Below are 15,289 nucleotides of genomic sequence, written 5' to 3'. Positions count from 1 at the left end.
AAGGGTTTTCAAAACCGTTAGGCCTTCCAAAGAAAAAATGTGTACAATCGTACAAAAAATTGAGTGAAAAAAGGTTCAGAGATGCTGTATCGGCGTCTCGGCACCGCACGCCTCACACTTGAGGAAGTGGAAGCGGCCCTTCTTGATGATCTTGGTGTCCGGCGAACCGCAGACCGGACAAATGACGTAGTCCCTGAGGTACTTCTTCATCTTGTTTGCTATGAGGTACGGTGTGAAGCGTCCCTGGAGGATTACGCGCCTGCCTTCGAGCGTTCCCGCAGTGGCTACCTCGCGCAGGATGAACTTGAGCAGGTGGTTCGGGTCGCGGTTCATGGCCTCGGCTATGTCGACGAAGTTCTCGATTATAGTCCTGTTTCCGGCTATTGTGACGGCCGCCGCGGGCACCTCGAAACGGGAAGTGTGATGCTTGACGTTCTCAGGGAGCTCCTCGTAAGCCTTATCGAGTAAACCTTCGAAATCGTAAAAGTCAACCTTCTTTTCGCTCATGCTCTCACCTCCATCTTAACTATCCGAAGGCGTTTATAACCTTTTGGAAAAATGGATAAGAATCAGAGGACGCGGTAGAACCCTGCTCGCGGCTCGTATATCCTGGCATCGCGCTTGAGGTCGTTCAGAAGCTTTCTCACGTCGTTCTCCGAGCCTATACCGGCCTGCTTCGCGGCTTCGAGGACCTTGTCCTCCGGCGCCCCGAACTCTCCCTCGCTCTCAAGGTTCTTTATGATGTCCATGAGCCTGTCGATCTTGTTTATCTTCTTGGAGCTCTTGCCGACCTCCAGTATCGAGATATCGAGCGTTCCCTCCTCGTCGGTGGCTATCTTTCGTATCATTTCCTCGATTATCTTTATCGCGGCCTTGGCGTCCTCCCTCGTCACGGTCTCGCTCAGACGCATCCTCGCGTGGGCCTCGCTCAGACGTATGAGGGCCTCCAGCTGCCTCGCCGTAACCGGAATCGGCTGAACGCCCTCCTCCTCGCCGGAGCGCTTGAAGCCCTTTCTCATCCTGACGTAGTAGCGCTTTATCTCGTCCATCGCCTCCCTGCTGAGAACGGGGTGGACGTTCTTCCTCGCGTAGGCTATGTACTTCTTGAGCAGGTCGTAGGGTATCTTCGGCGTCACGACCTCGGCCTCTCCCCTGCGGACCTTGAGTATGTGCTCCGCTATGCTGGCGTCGACCTTCTCGTCCGGCTCGTCCAGGAGGAGGAAGATGAGGTCGAAACGGCTCAGCAGTGTGGGCGGAAGATCGAGCTGCTCGGGGAGGCTCTTGTGGCGGTTGAACCTGCCGTACTTGGGGTTCGCGGCAGCGATGACCGTCGTTCTGGAGTTCAGGGTCGCGGTGATGCCGGCCTTGGAGATGCTTATCGTGTTGTGGAGAACCAGTCCGTGGGAGACGAAGAGATGGTACGGCTCAACGGTGACATCGTAAACCCATTCCCAGCGGTCGTTTGGAACCGTTTTAACTTCCCTGACCTTCAGGAAGTTCACGTTGCGGCTGAGAAGGTCTTCGGCCCTTTTGATTGCCAAATTTATCTCCCTAACCCTGTTGTAAACCTCGTCCCGGACTATGCCAACGACAACGGGATCGCCCCTCTTCACTTTGTTCCTAAGAGTCAGGAAAGCCATGCTGTAGAGGCTGGCCAAATGGGTTTTGGGGAGGTAGTTAAAGGCCTTCTCCGGTTTCTCCTCGGCGAGCTTCAGGAGAGTTTCCGCGTGCCTTCTTAAGCCCTCGATTGTGCGCCTTATCAGGGACTCCGGAACGAGCTTACCTGCCTGGGCGTACCTTTCTGGCTTGAACTTGAGAAGTTTTCCAGCCTTAAGGAGCTCATGGAGGACCTCTGACGGGAAGTACCTCTCGGCTTCCACAACCTCAAAACGCCCCGGCAAGCGTCTTATCTTCGAAACCACGCCGATGGAGTAAAGATAGTCCTGTCTGGCTTCGGCGTCACGGAGTTTGCGGAACATGTCGCCCTCGACAGGGGGGAGCCCAGTGGGGTAGCGGGCGACGCCGAGCACTATATCGTGGGGGTAAACCATCTCGGCCGGTTTTTCGACTATTCTGCCGTTCTCCCATACCATTATCGGGTGCTCTGGCGTTACGGTTATTTCCCTTCCGTTCGAAAACTTCAGCTTTATGAACCTCTCCGGGGCTTTGTGTCTGCTCACCCTGTCCGCTTTGACCTTCACTATCTCCTTTCTTTCGAGGTCATAGGCAAGCAGATGGAGGTCATCAACGGGCAGAATCTCGGTGTCTTTGCCGAGGATTACTTTATCGCGGTTGGCCTCGATGAGCGAATCCACGAGTTCGCCTATCTTAACCTTCCTGCCGTCAGCGAGGAGAAGCTCGAAGTCGTGATGATAGCTCTGCTGCTCAAGTGCCTCGTGTATCGCGCTCCTGTCTCTGTCGCTCATCTTGTCGAACTCGTCGATTAACGCGAACCCTCCATCGGCCAGAACGAGAACACCAGCCTCAAGAACCCACGAGCCGGTGAACTCGTCGCGCACGGCTGCGGCCGTCAAACCGGCGGCGCTTGAGCTCTTACCACTCGTATAAATTGCCCTCGGCGCCAGATTGGCAACATAGCGAAGGATTTGGCTGTTGTGAACGAAAATGTTGTTGGCTATGAAGTTGTGATGTTCCGGAACCTGGAGGTCGTAGACCCATGGATGTTCGGGTTTGTACTCCTCGATCTCGACTATCTTGTCCCAGAAGATGTCTGATTCGGCAAGGAGCCGAAGGAGACTAACATCGGAGGATTTTTGTAGATGCCTACTTAGTGTTTCTGCAATCACTTTGAGTTTCTCCCTGCTTGGTAGTCTATCTCCCCGTTCGTAGTGGAGATAAGTTGAGCGGTTTATACCCATCTGTGCCTGAGTGAGTCCCGCCTTAGTGCGAAGGTTCCTTAGCAGGCTTCCAACTCCTGGAACGACATCAACGTTGGTGTTTGGCTGTAGGTTTGAAGTGACTTTTTCCAAGAGTCTTATCTTTGAGGATAACCCAAACCCAATTTTTTCTCTGAACTTGAGAGCGTCTTCTCCAGTTATGAACAGCCGATAGTACGTTTCTTTGGTTTTCATTTTTCCGTTAGTTGCACGTGCTCTCGTCTCGTGGAGCTGGGATTTCACACCGAAGCGCAGTAGTAAATGTTGGATGCCCTGAAGCAGTTCCTTTGAGGCAGAGACAATCGTAATCTTTGGCCGTCTCTTGTCTACTGTAGCCTCAGCGTCGAAGTATCCCCGGAGGAATTCCTTTATGTCCTTCAGTCTCGCACTGAACAATTGAGGTGGAACCTTTTTCTCCCGTGATTTTTTGGCTATCCCAAGCCATTCCAGTAAACGGTATAGTTCTACACTGCTCACATAGACCTCCTTGGCGCTTTTGCCTTTATGACTCTCCCTAATGGTTGGGGTGAGACCAAGAGCATTGATGTAGTTGTGAGCAAATCTTATCAGCTCCTCATCGTTGTTGGTGAAATAAACTGTGGCACTGCCGTTCCTGTTCTGGGAGTACCCTTCACCAGTCAGCAGTCCAACTAAATACCAGAATTTCTCGTCTGCAACATCAGGGAGTTTCAGTCTAGGTTTAGCGGTTTTTGGCCTCTCAATTGGGGCATCTGAAAGCTTAACAGCTTCTCCGTCAACTGGAATAACCCGAGGTACTGCGATGAAATCCCCAATCTTCAACTCTTCCGCTTTTCTTGTCTTGAACTGGCCGCCCTCAAAGGTAAAGAACGGGTGAGTCGGAGTAACCTTAATCTCCCTTCCGCTCGCGGTTTTTATCCTGAACATCCTCTCTGGGGCGGTTCTCTTCCAGGCGATGTTGGCCTTAACCTTCCTGACCTTTAGAGTTTCTGCATCGAGTGAGTATAGCTCAAGGTCAATCGTGGCATAGAAGCCATCATCAACCCTTCCGAGGTTTCCTTCCGTTTTGGCTCTCTCTATGGCCCCCTCAACCAACTCACCTATCTCTTTCAGGCTTCCATCGGCGAGGAGGACCTTCGTGTGGTAATCAACACACTTTGCAACACCCGGATCTCCAACTAGCAGAACGTGGCTCTCTCCCCTGAGCTTCGTCCCATCGGGGAGCGTTCTCTGCACACCGCCGAACAGCGCCAGGGCTATGCCCTTCTTAACTGTCTTGTGGCCCCATATGGCGGGGGCTATGGAGTCAACGATGGCATCGACGATGTCCTTTCTCCTGGCCAGCTCGCGTATCTTCTGTTCGTCCTCCGGGGAAATCTCGAGCTCCTCTATCTCCTTGCTGAGCTGTTCTATGTGGTTCACCTCGAGAACCTTCTTGAATATGGGCCTCTTGTCCTTCTGCTCCAGGATAACGCGCAGGATCCCCGTGACGAGTACGCGGTCGCCCGGCAGGGCGGTATCCACCAGGTCGTCGAGGAGTATCGCATCAACGAACCTGGGCATCTGGCCGCCCTTGAGGCTCTCTGGCCTGTCCTGAAGGCGGAAGCTCTGGAAGTTTATGAAGCGGCTCTTCTCGACGTCGAGGTCAACGTTCCTTGAGCCGCAGGCATCGCACTTGGCCGGCTTAACGAGGTTGTCGTAGGGTCTCTGGAGACGGACCATCTCGTTGCCGCAGTCCTTGCATACAAATACCGCCTTCTCAACGAATGGTTTGACCTCGCTCACACGTGTGATGATTCCGTCAACCTGAATGAGCCTGTTTATGTGCTCGCTTCCAAGCTCCTTGACGAGGAGCGTCTTGGGGAGGTTGTAGAACCTCGCATGGGCGGTAAACTCCTCCTTCTTCTCGATGGGGGGCTCCCTCAGGACTATCTGAATGGCATCCTCCGCTGCTAGAATACTTTCCTCAGGGTTTTCTATCAGCTCCGCCGCCAGTTCCGGGTCGAATGAGTTGAGGTGCGTCCAGTCTATCGCGAGCGACCGTCTGGGGGTCACCGTGAGCAGGTCCTTCAGTTTGTTGAGGTAGACCTCCTTGCCCTCGTCGTCGACGTACTCCCTCAGAAAGCGCGCGTACCTCTCTATCATGTCCTCCCTGTCCATCACTCCTCACCGAGCCATTCGTTCCGTATCTTCGACAGCTGCAGGTATATCCTCCTCTCCTCCGGCGACAGGCGGGAGAGGAGTTCCAGGCTGTTGGGCCTCAGCCGCACCGCCTCGAGTATCTTTCTGAATCGTATCTGCTTGAGGTGCTCAAGCTTCTTCTTCAGGTTGGCCAGTTTGGTCAGCTTGATGTTTATGGTCTCTATGCTCTCGCCCGCGTTCAGCCTCACGTAGTTCTCGAGGTAGTACATGTAGAACTCCGCCCTCTCATACAGCCCGGCCGGGAGGGACGTGAGGGGCTCGCTCTCCCTCTCCTCGGCTATGGCCCTGTCTATCTCTCCGATTACCTTATCAGCCTCGTCTATAACCTCGACCACCTTCGCTTCCCAGAGCTCCTTTGCCTTCCAATCCTCAATGAGCACGACGTCTCCGGCGCTCCAGTCCCCGAAGGGGCGGAGGATTTTAACGGGTATCACTGCCCTCCCCGTGAACATGACATCACCCTCTCGAATATACCCCTACCCCCGGATGCTCTTAAAGTTCTCGGTTCATGGATAAGCCTATAAGCCCCGCCGCCCTATTCCAGCGCAGGTGAGAGCATGCTGATAGGTATAATGAGCGATACCCATGACAACCTCCCGGCAATCGCGAAGGCGGTCGAGCTGTTCAACGGAAGGAACGTTGAGCTGGTTATTCACGCCGGGGACTACGTCGCCCCGTTCGTTGCCAGGGAGCTCAAGAAGCTCAGGGCGCCGCTCAGGGGTGTTTTTGGGAACAACGACGGCGAAAGGAAAGGCCTCTATGAGGCACTGGACATCTACGATGAGATACTCGAAATCGAGGCCGACGGAATGAAGATAGCCGTGACACACGGCACCGACGAGCGCATCGTCCGCGCGCTGGCCAGGAGCAGACTCTACGACGTTGTCATAGTCGGCCACACTCACCGCTACGAGATACGCGAGGTGGGTAGGACTATACTCGTCAACCCCGGCGAGGTCTGCGGCTACGTCACCGGAGTGAAGAGCGTCGCCCTGCTCGACACCAGGAAGAGGGAGGTGCAGATAGTCAACCTCGACACCGGGGAGCTCCTGGGCGCAATGAGTCTCTAAAGAGCGCCTCTAACGAGCGTCTCTAACTAGCACCGCTGAAGGGCTGCTGAGCTTCCTGCACTCTCGATTTTTGCCTCTTTGAATCAGCAGAAACGAACCGGCGATGGGTATGGAGGATATACTGATTCCGAAGGAAAGGCGCGACGCGGTTGTGCTGATAGGTGTGGATCGGTCCGGGAGCGTCGAGTTCATCAAGGTCTATGCGGTCAGCGAGGAGAAGGCAAAGGAAACGCTTGAGGAGTTCTTCAGCGCGAAGGGTCTGTTCCCCAGCGACTATCGCCTCGTGAGCAGGGGGATCGAGGAAACCGGGGGGAAGGCGGCGATAACAACGCGGAGTGAGTCATCTCTGGGCGCATCCCTCTCGAGGCTCGGCCTCCGCCTGCTCTCGAACGGTGTGCTGTACCTTGAGGGTGTCGATAGGGTCTACCAGTTCACCCTGGTGAGCGAGGACCTCTACCGCAGGATAACCTCCGAGAAAGCCGGAACTGGTCCGGAATTTGAACCGCAGGCAATACTGCCGGAGGACGTTCTCTCCCTCGGCCTGGATACGCTCGTGGAGAACCTGCGGGGGATCGAGCTGGATGAACTCCTGCCAGAGGGCGCGGTTCTTCTGCGAGAACCCCCCGTCGATAGGGTCGCCGAGATTCTGGCGGAGGCGAGGGATTACCCGGTTGTGATTGAGACGAAGGATGCCGGGAAATACGGATTCCTTGAGTTTCCAGTCGTACTCAGGCTCCCCCCTCTCTCGCCGGACGAGTTCGCCGCCGAGCTGTCGGCGATGCTCGGCTTCGAGGTCGGCGCGGGATACTTCCTTGACTACCCTCCGGAGAAGCTCGGCCTGAGGAACGCGAAGGCCCTCGCGCGTCTCGTCCGGGTGCTCGTGGAGAAGAGGGGTCTGGGGGAGAGGGAGGCCCTGGCCCTCGCGGTGCGGCTTAACCTTGGAGAGCCTTGAAGTATCGAATCACGGCCTCCCTGAACTGGGGATTGTTCTTTCCGAGGGCCGCGTTTATCAGTCCCCGGAGCTTTTCGTCCTCCGCGATGTACACAAGCAGAAGCCCCTGGTCCGGGCTAAGCTCGCCGAGAAACTCCGTTCCTTTCAGCAGACCCTCTCTGCTTCCGGTGGTTTTTTCAAGCTCCACTATCCTCTCGAGGTACGGTTCAACTTTCTTTCTCCTCGCCTCAAACTCCAGCCAGTCTATCGCCAGCCTCTCCCCGGGGAATATGTGGCGTCCGGGACTTTCTATATAGGGCCTGAGAACGTCCCCGAGCTTCGAGCCCAGCATCTTCCTTCGGAACCGTTCAATGGCCCTATAGTCGTTTTGAAGACGCTTTTTGTCCACGAAGTCGAGGGAGTCGTAGAGGGCTATTCCTGTGAGGTAGCAGAGGGCGGCGAAGGGAATCTCCGGGAGGGTGATGCAGTTTCGCGTTACCCTGACGAATTCTCCATGTCTTCTTCCGGACCCCTCCAGGAGCATTCCCAGGGGATAGCTCATGCTCTTGATGCAGAACTCAAGTTCGTCCATACTCACACCGCCTGAAATTCGTTCCGTAGAGTAAAAGCCTTTCGGCAAGGTTTTTAGCGGTCCCGCCGAAACTAATAACGGTGAGAAGGGTGATAGTGATAGACGGTTCCTACGGCGAGGGTGGAGGGCAGATACTGAGGACCGCCATAGCTCTCTCCGTCATCACCGGAAAGCCCGTTAAAGTCGTCAAGATTCGCGCTAACCGGCCGAACCCCGGTCTCAGACCGCAGCACCTCCACGGAATTCTGGCCCTGAAGGAGCTGAGCGGCGCGAGGGTTAAGGGTGCCCAGGTTGGCTCGACGGTCCTTGAGTTCATACCCGGAAAGGCCGAGCCAAAGCGCATCCGCGTTCCGATAAAGACCGCCGGCAGTGTGACCCTTGTCCTTCAGGCCATACTTCCGGCGATGGCATTCATCGGTGGAAGCTTTGAGATAACAGGCGGAACCGACGTCCCCTGGAGCCCGCCGGTCGATTACCTGAAGAACGTAACGCTCTACGCCCTTGGGAAGATGGGGATTAAGGCCGAGGTGGACCTCAAGAGGCGCGGCCACTACCCGAAGGGCGGTGGCCTAGTCACTGGAAGGGTCGAGCCCTGGGAAGAGAGGAAACCCCTGAAGGCCATTGAGTGGGGTAGGATAGAGCGCTTCGCAGGGATAAGCCATGCCACCAATTTACCCGCCCACGTCGCCGAGAGACAGGCGAGGGCTGCAGAGGAGAGGCTTGAGGAGCTTTACAGCGCCCCCGTTGAGATAGAGACCGAAGTTTCTCGCTCCCTTGGGCCGGGAAGCGGTATCGTCCTCTGGGCGGAAACCGATTCGCTGAGACTCGGCGGAGACGCCCTTGGAAAGCGCGGAAAGCCTGCCGAAGTTGTCGGCAGGGAAGCCGCCGATGAACTCCTCGACCAGCTGACGGGCGGAAAAGCGGTTGACAGGTTCCTTGGAGACCAGCTGATACCGTTTCTAGCTTTCGCCGGCGGAGAAATAGGCGTTGCCGAGATCACCAGCCACCTCGTCACAAACGTCTGGGTTGTGGAGCAGTTTCTGGGCAAGATCTTCGAGGTGGAGGGAGAAATCGGCGAACCCGGGATTGTGAGGGTGATGAAGCGGGCGGAGGTTTAATCCTCCTCCACCTCTACCTCATAGACCTTCCTCGGGTTCTCCATGTGGATCTTGTAAACGTCCTCCTCTGTGAATAAGCCGTTCTGGAGGAATGCCTTCGTTCTCTTCGGCACGGTCTTCGGCCCGAGCACTGCTCCCGGACGGCGCTTGTCGTCTATGTAGTCCGTCTCCATCATGAACCTGTTTCCCTGCTCTATTGCCTCCTTGATGTTCTTCTTGCTGGCTATTATGCTCGGGAAGACGCCGACCTCCTCGGCCACCTTCACGAGGGGCGGCGAGAAGTGTTTGACGACCTTATACGGCTTTATTCCAACTTCCCTCACGTACTTCCCAAGCTCCCTGAACTTCTCCTCGTCGAAGCTCTCGGTGTGGAGCTGAACCGCGCAGTCGGCTTCCTTGGCAAGGCTCATCCCGTACTTCATCAGCTCGATGCTGGCGTTCCAGATTTCTTCGCTCACCTCGTAGTGCGGCCTGCCTATCTCGCCTATGGCTATGGCCTTCCCCTCCATGCACAGCCCCTGGGCGTATTCAAGGGCCTTCATGACCTCGTTTTTGGCGTATTCAAGGCCTTTCTGCTCCGCAAGATAAACGAACTCCGCAGGGTGCACACCGACGACGGCATAGGCCTTGACGGGCGTCTCCTTGTTTATCTTCTCGACGAGCCCGATGTGGAAGTCCATCGCATTCATGAAGTCCTCCGCCCTCAGCCCCGAAAAGCCGTAATCATGGGCGGTTTTGTAGACGACGACGAGATGTGTCCCTCCTGCCCTGTGGAACTGCCTCACGGCCTCAAGAAAGATGCCCTTGTATGGGTCAACGTGGAAGTGGTCGTCCCAGATTATCATGCCATCACCTCACGACTGGTAAACTTCTATGATTTCACCCTCTTTGACCTTCAGCGTTCCCTCGAGAACCAGGGCCGCTTCGTCGTGCTCCACGACGAAATCTACCTTCCTGTTCTGGAGGTGTATCTCCCTCACGAGCGCTATTCCCCCACCCTTGAGCTTGTAACCGGGGTATATGACGCCCTCAAGCACAACGCCGCCCAAAACCTGCTTTCCGAGGACGTAGGTTACCCCAACCACCTGGAACCTGCCCGCGGGCTTTCGGGAGACGATTTGAACATCTCCCCCGTTTCTGCCCCTGCCGAACAGCCGGTCCAGTATTCCCATGCTCTCACCTTGCACTCCCGTCCAGGTATGCTATCATGTCGCCGTCGACTATCCGAAGGGTAGGCCCCTTGGCGAAGACGAGGGCGTGCCGCTTGTTCCGCAGCTGAATCCTTACGACGGTTGTGGCTATCTCCTCCAGCTCCGGTATCGGGTTGGTTCTGAGGGCGGAAACTACACTTCTGTTCAGTATGTAGAACGAGACGTGGCTCTCGTCCCCAAGCCGCTCCTTTATGGCCCCGGTCATCATGTAGAACTCGCGTTTGCTTTCAAAGAATGCGAACAGTCTCTCTATGCCGAGGGTTATGTGTATGTATCTCTCACTGGGGGCCGCTTCTTTGAGGGCCTCTCTGTGCTGGTTCAGATACCTGGCGGCGTCGCTCTCTATGCCTATCCTCGCCACGACGTTTCCGATGCTCTTGACCCCGCCTGTTTTTATGACGCGGACGTCTGAGAAATCCTCTTCTATTCCCAGGAACCGGAGATGTTCCCTGACTACGTGAAGCGAATCCAGGATATCATCCACGTAAACGGGTACCCCCTTCTTTCTTCCGTACTCCGCTATCAGGCGGGTCATCAGGGCGGTCCCGTAGGGGGATTCGTTCTCCACTAGGATCACATCGCCGAAAAAGACGCTGTCCAGGTACTCATAGACCCTTTCCGTGGAAAGCATCGAGCATCCCCTCCAGGCTCACCTCATACTCCCTCCCCAGGAGTTCCCTTACCGGTGTTTTCAGGAAGGTGACCTTTGCACTGACCGGGGTGGGGGTTATCTCCACAACGGTGCTCGCTATGTACTCCAGCTCCGGCAGGGGGTTGAACTCCAGGGTTGAGGCCACCTCCGTGTTCATCAGGTACGCCGCCTTTCTCTTCGTGTTCCCGAGCATCTTCTGAAGTTCAGTTATGAACAGATAGTACTCTCTGGGGCTGTGGATGAAGGCAAAGAGCCTTTCTAGGCCGAGGGCAATGTTTATGGAGTCTTTAATTTCGGCGAGTGCATTTTTCATGGTCTCTTCATACTTTTTTATGTAAACAAGCGGCTCCGAGCTGAACTCCACGTTGGCTATGACGTTTCCAACGTTTATCCTGCCCCCCGATTTCACGACGAGTGCATCGCTGAAATCCTCCTCGATTCCCCAGAACCTGAGGTGCTTCTGAAGCACGTGAAGGGAATCAAAATTATCATCTATGACTATCGGGACGTCCCTCTTCCTCCCGTACTCTATCAGCAAAAGAACGAGGAACTCGGGTGCGTAGGAGGGATGGTACTTCACGAGAACGCTCTCCCCGGACTGTACCAGATCGACTATCCTGAAAAGCTCCTCGAGCTGCTCCATGGTTCTCACCTTTCAGAGTTTTACCATGGAGTGATATAAACATTTTGGGAGAATCTGAGGTTTGTGCACTGGATTTGAGGTTTTAGACTAAATTAAAATAAAAAACAACGCTTCAGAGCTTCACTAGGTGCACGGAGCAGGAGATGCACGGGTCGAATGCTCTGACGGTCTCCTCGAGCCTTCCTATCATCGCCCTCTCGTCGGCCTCACCGTACAATTTCCTTGCCTCTTCCAGTAGGCTGGCCTCCATCATCGCGTGGTTCAGCGCGGTTGGGGTTATTATGTTGGAGTAAGCGATGTTGCCGCTTCCGTCTATCCTGTAGTGGTGTATCAGAACACCCCTCGGGGCCTCGACGTAGCCTATCCCCTCGCCCTCCCTGGGCTCAACCGGGATGTTCTCCCCTTCGATGCCCCTGTCGAGAAGGGTCTTCGCTATCTCGTTTGCCCTCTCGAGGGAATAGACAAGCTCTATCGCCTGGGCCAGGTTGTTGTAGCTGACGTAGCCGGTCTCCAGTTTTTCCCTGTGCTCCTCAAAGAGCCTCTTGGCCCTGGGGGTGAGCATCTCCGACTTGAGGAGCAGCCTCGGCAGCGCTCCGACGAAGAAGGCCTCGCCCTTGTAGCGGCTCTGCTTGGCGAAGCTGTAAACGAGGGAGCGCTCTCCTATCCTCTCTGTGTAGTGGAACTCTCCTTCCTCGTCCGAGACCAGCTTTTCGCCCCAGAGGTAGCCGTCGGTGGCAACGAAGTGCTTTGCCTGGGCGCCGTAGGGATCCAGTTGAGCGAAGAGCCTCACAGCCCTCCTGGCCAGCCTGAGGAGGGCTTCGCTTTCCGTCTCCACCCTCTCGAGCTCCTCCACCGTTGGATACCTGCCGAAGCCGCCGGGCTTGACGTTTATTCCGTGTATCTCCCTGCCGCCTACCAGCACCCTTATCCTGTTGCCGAAGGCCTTCAGGGCGAGGCCCTCTTTCACCAGCTCCCCGTGCTTCGTGGCCATCCTTATGGCGTCGGGGTAGCCGAACACGTCCGGCGCAACGAGGAGGTACAGGTGTAGCGCGTGGCTCTCAAGCAGTTCGCCTATGAGTCCGAGCTCCCTGATGAGGGCTATCTCCTCCGGGACTTCAACGCCGAAGGCCCGCTCTATCCCGAGGGCTGAGGCGACGCTGTGGGAGAGGTAGCAGATGGCGCATATTCTGGCCTCGAGGTCAGGAACGTCGTAGTAGTGCCTTCCAAGGGTCAGAAGCTCGAAAAATCTCGGCCCCTCGATGATCTTAAGCCTGACGTCCTTTACCTCGCCCTCCTCGATGACTATCTCAGCCTTTCCGTTGCCCTCAACCCTCGTGAACTCGCGGAGTTCGATTATCATGGCTCCCACCTCGCGAAGGTCTTGAACTTCCTTACGATGTACTCATCATCGTAGCCGAGCTCCTTGAGTATCTCGTACTCGCCCGCAGGGTTCACTTCTCCGGGCAGCGGACCGCGGCAGCCGATGCATCCCAGACCCGAGCGCACGCAGACGGCGTTGCAGCCGCCGTAGGTTATCGGGCCGAGGCAGGGAAGGCCTTTCTTGACGAGGACGCACTCGTACTCGTTGAGCTTGCACTCCAGACAGACGGGGTAGTCCTTCCTGACGGGCTCGATGCCCTTGGCTATGTCCATGAGCACCTGGTAGACCTCGTTTTTGTCGTACGGGCATCCAGGAAGGGCGAAATCAACGGCTACGTATTCTACGACCGGCTTTGAGTCGAGGGCACGCATCGGGTTGCCGTCGTCCCCGTAGACTGCCTTCAGCTTCTCCCTGATGGGTAGCTCAACGCTCCCCTGAACCGAGCCGTGGGTTGCGCAGGTTCCGAGGGCGATGAGGTACTCCGAGTGGTTTCTCGCCTCTTTGAGCAGGTTCAGGTCGCGCTGGGTCGAGACGGTTCCGGTTACGAGGGCGACGTCGTAGTGGTTCCCCTCGCTGAGGCTTGTTGCCATGTGGAACTCGGTTATCTCGTAGAATTCGAGGAGGTCGAAGAGCCTTTCGTAGAGGAAGAGCATGTTGAGGGCACAGCCGCCGCAGTCGGTAAGCTCGAAAACCCCCAACTTGAGCTTGTCCATCATATCAACCCCCTCGTGGAGAGAGCGTCCCAGTACGTGAAGACCGGGCCGTCCTGGCAGATGTACTTCATGGAGACGCTGGTTCCGACGACGCAGTGGCCGCATTTGCCGACTCCGCAGCGCATGCGCCTCTCTAGGGTCATGTAAATCCTGCCCGGTGAGAGCTTTCTGTCTAGGAGCTCCCTTATGACGAACTTGTACATAACCGGCGGGCCGCAGATGAGGGCGTAGGCCTTGTTAACGTCGAACTCCTCGCCCCTGAAGAGGTCTGTGACGACACCTTTGCACACCCTGTCTGAGAAGCCCTGTTCGAGGTAGATGCACGATGGGCTCTCAACCTCGTATGCTAGCTTTACCGAGCAGTTCATGGCCTCGCCGTGCTTCAGGAGGTGTATTATCTCGTCGCGGAACAGTATGTCCTCGTAGGCTTTGGTTCCGTAGAGCAGCCAAACGTTCTCATACTTGCCGGTGTCGATTGCGTACCAGAGCACCGAGCGGAGGGGTGCCATCCCGAGGCCACCTGCAACGAGTATCAGGTTGGAGCCCTCCATCTTCTCCATGGGGAATCCGTTTCCGTAGGGCCCGCGGATTCCCACGATGTCCCCTTCCTTCATCTTGTGGACGAACTTGGTCATCCTGCCGACCTTTCTGATGCAGAGCTGGAAGTAGCCCCTCCTCGTGGGTGAAGAGCAGATGCTTATCGGGAACTCGCCGAAGCCGCGGATATCGACTATGACGAACTGCCCTGGCTTGAAGTCGAACTTGGCCTCAACCTCGGGGTCGAGGAAGCGCAGTGTGAAGAGCTTCTCCCTCGACGTTAAGTCCTTCACTTCGAGAATCCTTGCGTCGTACGTCTGGTACGGGTTCTCGCTCATTTCAGGGACCCCCTTACCTCTTCAAGAACCTTAACGTGCTCTATCTTCGCCGGGCAGAACTCGTCGCAGCGGCCGCAGCCGACGCAGTTGTAGCCCGCCGTGGGGTCGAAGTAGCTCTTGCAGTAGTATCTGTGCCTGAAGCGGTCCAATCGCGTAGGCCTGAAGTTGTGGCCTCCAGCAACGAGCCCATGGTTCTCCATGAAGCACGAGTCGTAGCGCCTCTCGCGCACCGAGCTGTAGGCGTCCATCCAGCTGTCGCAGACCTCGTAGCAGCGGCACGTCGGGCAGACCATGTTGCAGTTGCCGCAGGCGAGACAGATGTCCGCGTACTTCTTCCACACGGGGCTGTTGTACGCTAAATCGAGCATGTCGGCGAGGCCTTCCTGTGGAAGCTCCTTCTGGAAGGCTTTCGCGCGCTTCTCCTCGAACTCTTTGAAGTTGGCGAGGTCCTCGTCGGTCACCTCCTCGAACAGCTCACCGTTCTCCCAGACTATCTCGTGGCCGCGGACGCTCCCGATTCTGACCAGCCAGCCGTCGGGAAGCTCGTGGAGAAACAGGTCGAAGCCGTCCATTGCGAAGTGCGTCCCGAGGCTCTTGCAGAAGCAGTACTCGTCGGGCATACAGCTTATTCCTATTATTAAAGTCTTCTCGCGCCTGCTCTTGTAGTACGGATCGGCCGGCTCGTCGAGGTATACCTTGTCGAGTATCTTAAGACCGTGAATGTCACAGGAGTGGAGCCCGAAGAGAACCGTCGGTTCTGCTTCGACTTCTTCCTCCCAGCGGCCGTTCTTCAGCCTGAGAATAGCCTCTTTGGGTCTGAAGAAAAACTTCTTCGGCGGAAGCATGGTTCTGTTGTAGTCCAGCGCTATCTCCGCCGGGTCGTGCACTTCCTGGAAAGAATAGATGCCCCCTCTTTTGACCGGGGCATACAAGGTACCCCATTCCCCAAGGGACTTGAAGAACTTCCCAAAGTTTTCGGAGGGCAATTTTATATATCTCAAGGGCATCACCGCCTTAAATGGGAT

General features: G+C 56.1%; 15 protein-coding genes. 3 read left to right on the top strand and 12 right to left on the bottom strand.

What is annotated here, in order from left to right:
• Window positions 1-75: 75 nt before the first annotated feature.
• The 3 genes from FPV09_RS06635 to FPV09_RS06625 all read right to left on the bottom strand — a co-directional run bounded on the left by FPV09_RS06635 (window position 76) and on the right by FPV09_RS06625 (window position 5,530).
• Window positions 76-507, bottom strand: coding sequence for a translation initiation factor IF-2 subunit beta (locus FPV09_RS06635; protein ID WP_139680118.1), 432 nt, complete (start codon window positions 505-507; stop codon window positions 76-78).
• Between the two features lie 62 nt (window positions 508-569).
• Complete coding sequence (locus tag FPV09_RS06630; protein WP_246112241.1) at window positions 570-5,036, bottom strand: LAGLIDADG family homing endonuclease; 4,467 nt, start codon at window positions 5,034-5,036, stop codon at window positions 570-572.
• Complete coding sequence (locus FPV09_RS06625; RefSeq protein WP_148882801.1) at window positions 5,036-5,530, bottom strand: DNA replication complex GINS family protein; 495 nt, start codon at window positions 5,528-5,530, stop codon at window positions 5,036-5,038. The genes FPV09_RS06630 and FPV09_RS06625 overlap by 1 nt, the downstream gene beginning before the upstream one ends.
• 105 nt (window positions 5,531-5,635) lie before the next feature.
• On the opposite strand from FPV09_RS06625, the gene FPV09_RS06620 reads away from it, so the two are divergent.
• Together FPV09_RS06620 and FPV09_RS06615 are read left to right on the top strand one after the other, a co-directional pair.
• A complete protein-coding gene (locus tag FPV09_RS06620) occupies window positions 5,636-6,148 on the top strand; it encodes a metallophosphoesterase (protein WP_058939813.1) in 513 nt (170 codons plus the stop codon).
• A 109-nt stretch (window positions 6,149-6,257) separates the two neighbouring features.
• Entirely contained in the window at window positions 6,258-7,100 is an 843-nt protein-coding gene (locus FPV09_RS06615) for a hypothetical protein (RefSeq protein ID WP_148882800.1), read from the top strand.
• Here FPV09_RS06615 and FPV09_RS06610 read toward each other — a convergent pair.
• Complete coding sequence (locus tag FPV09_RS06610) at window positions 7,081-7,671, bottom strand: hypothetical protein (RefSeq protein ID WP_148882799.1); 591 nt, start codon at window positions 7,669-7,671, stop codon at window positions 7,081-7,083. The two genes, FPV09_RS06615 and FPV09_RS06610, sit on opposite strands and share 20 nt — an antisense overlap.
• 89 nt (window positions 7,672-7,760) lie before the next feature.
• Here FPV09_RS06610 and rtcA point away from each other — a divergent pair, with 89 nt between their 5' ends.
• Window positions 7,761-8,789, top strand: coding sequence for an RNA 3'-terminal phosphate cyclase (rtcA, locus tag FPV09_RS06605; RefSeq protein ID WP_148883737.1), 1,029 nt, complete (start codon window positions 7,761-7,763; stop codon window positions 8,787-8,789).
• On the opposite strand, the gene FPV09_RS06600 is transcribed toward rtcA, so the two are convergent.
• The 8 genes from FPV09_RS06600 to shyB all read right to left on the bottom strand — a co-directional run bounded on the left by FPV09_RS06600 (window position 8,786) and on the right by shyB (window position 15,265).
• Window positions 8,786-9,634: a TatD family hydrolase gene (locus FPV09_RS06600; RefSeq protein ID WP_148882798.1), complete on the bottom strand. Its 849-nt coding sequence runs from the start codon at window positions 9,632-9,634 to the stop codon at window positions 8,786-8,788. The genes rtcA and FPV09_RS06600 overlap by 4 nt on opposite strands.
• A 9-nt stretch (window positions 9,635-9,643) precedes the next feature.
• Window positions 9,644-9,961 (bottom strand): tRNA-binding protein Pbp11, encoded by a 318-nt coding sequence (pbp11, locus tag FPV09_RS06595; protein WP_148882797.1) that lies wholly within the window; start codon window positions 9,959-9,961, stop codon window positions 9,644-9,646.
• Window positions 9,962-9,965: 4 nt separating this feature from the next.
• Window positions 9,966-10,631 (bottom strand): DUF257 family protein, encoded by a 666-nt coding sequence (locus tag FPV09_RS06590; RefSeq protein ID WP_148882796.1) that lies wholly within the window; start codon window positions 10,629-10,631, stop codon window positions 9,966-9,968.
• Window positions 10,606-11,295, bottom strand: coding sequence for a DUF257 family protein (locus tag FPV09_RS06585; protein WP_148883736.1), 690 nt, complete (start codon window positions 11,293-11,295; stop codon window positions 10,606-10,608). The genes FPV09_RS06590 and FPV09_RS06585 overlap by 26 nt, the downstream gene beginning before the upstream one ends.
• Window positions 11,296-11,407: 112 nt before the next feature.
• Window positions 11,408-12,655 (bottom strand): NAD(P)-dependent hydrogenase/sulfhydrogenase 2 subunit alpha, encoded by a 1,248-nt coding sequence (shyA, locus tag FPV09_RS06580; protein WP_148882795.1) that lies wholly within the window; start codon window positions 12,653-12,655, stop codon window positions 11,408-11,410.
• Window positions 12,652-13,392, bottom strand: coding sequence for an NAD(P)-dependent hydrogenase/sulfhydrogenase 2 subunit delta (gene shyD, locus FPV09_RS06575; RefSeq protein ID WP_148882794.1), 741 nt, complete (start codon window positions 13,390-13,392; stop codon window positions 12,652-12,654). Before shyD ends, shyA begins: the two co-directional genes overlap by 4 nt.
• The gene (gene shyC, locus FPV09_RS06570; RefSeq protein ID WP_148882793.1) at window positions 13,389-14,264 is read right to left on the bottom strand and encodes an NAD(P)-dependent hydrogenase/sulfhydrogenase 2 subunit gamma; all 876 of its coding nucleotides are present in this window, start codon (window positions 14,262-14,264) and stop codon (window positions 13,389-13,391) included. The genes shyD and shyC overlap by 4 nt, the downstream gene beginning before the upstream one ends.
• The gene (gene shyB / locus FPV09_RS06565) at window positions 14,261-15,265 is read right to left on the bottom strand and encodes an NAD(P)-dependent hydrogenase/sulfhydrogenase 2 subunit beta (protein ID WP_148883735.1); all 1,005 of its coding nucleotides are present in this window, start codon (window positions 15,263-15,265) and stop codon (window positions 14,261-14,263) included. The genes shyC and shyB overlap by 4 nt, the downstream gene beginning before the upstream one ends.
• Window positions 15,266-15,289: the final 24 nt, after the last annotated feature.

The sequence above is a fragment of the Thermococcus aciditolerans genome, assembly GCF_008152015.1.
Classification (GTDB): Archaea; Methanobacteriota_B; Thermococci; order Thermococcales; family Thermococcaceae; genus Thermococcus; species Thermococcus celericrescens.
This window is presented reverse-complemented; position numbering and strand designations above follow the sequence as displayed.

Bases quoted from the DNA above. Each gene is read 5' to 3' on its own strand.
- FPV09_RS06590 (WP_148882796.1), bottom strand. From the start codon at position 10,631: ATGCTTTCCACGGAAAGGGTCTATGAGTACCTGGACAGCGTCTTTTTC.
- FPV09_RS06620 (WP_058939813.1), top strand. From the start codon at position 5,636: ATGCTGATAGGTATAATGAGCGATACCCATGACAACCTCCCGGCAATC.
- shyD (WP_148882794.1), bottom strand. From the start codon at position 13,392: ATGATGGACAAGCTCAAGTTGGGGGTTTTCGAGCTTACCGACTGCGGC.
- FPV09_RS06615 (WP_148882800.1), top strand. From the start codon at position 6,258: ATGGAGGATATACTGATTCCGAAGGAAAGGCGCGACGCGGTTGTGCTG.
- FPV09_RS06630 (WP_246112241.1), bottom strand. From the start codon at position 5,036: ATGGACAGGGAGGACATGATAGAGAGGTACGCGCGCTTTCTGAGGGAG.
- FPV09_RS06585 (WP_148883736.1), bottom strand. From the start codon at position 11,295: ATGGAGCAGCTCGAGGAGCTTTTCAGGATAGTCGATCTGGTACAGTCC.
- FPV09_RS06625 (WP_148882801.1), bottom strand. From the start codon at position 5,530: ATGTTCACGGGGAGGGCAGTGATACCCGTTAAAATCCTCCGCCCCTTC.
- shyA (WP_148882795.1), bottom strand. From the start codon at position 12,655: ATGATAATCGAACTCCGCGAGTTCACGAGGGTTGAGGGCAACGGAAAG.
- FPV09_RS06635 (WP_139680118.1), bottom strand. From the start codon at position 507: ATGAGCGAAAAGAAGGTTGACTTTTACGATTTCGAAGGTTTACTCGAT.
- FPV09_RS06610 (WP_148882799.1), bottom strand. From the start codon at position 7,671: ATGGACGAACTTGAGTTCTGCATCAAGAGCATGAGCTATCCCCTGGGA.
- FPV09_RS06600 (WP_148882798.1), bottom strand. From the start codon at position 9,634: ATGATAATCTGGGACGACCACTTCCACGTTGACCCATACAAGGGCATC.
- pbp11 (WP_148882797.1), bottom strand. From the start codon at position 9,961: ATGGGAATACTGGACCGGCTGTTCGGCAGGGGCAGAAACGGGGGAGAT.
- shyC (WP_148882793.1), bottom strand. From the start codon at position 14,264: ATGAGCGAGAACCCGTACCAGACGTACGACGCAAGGATTCTCGAAGTG.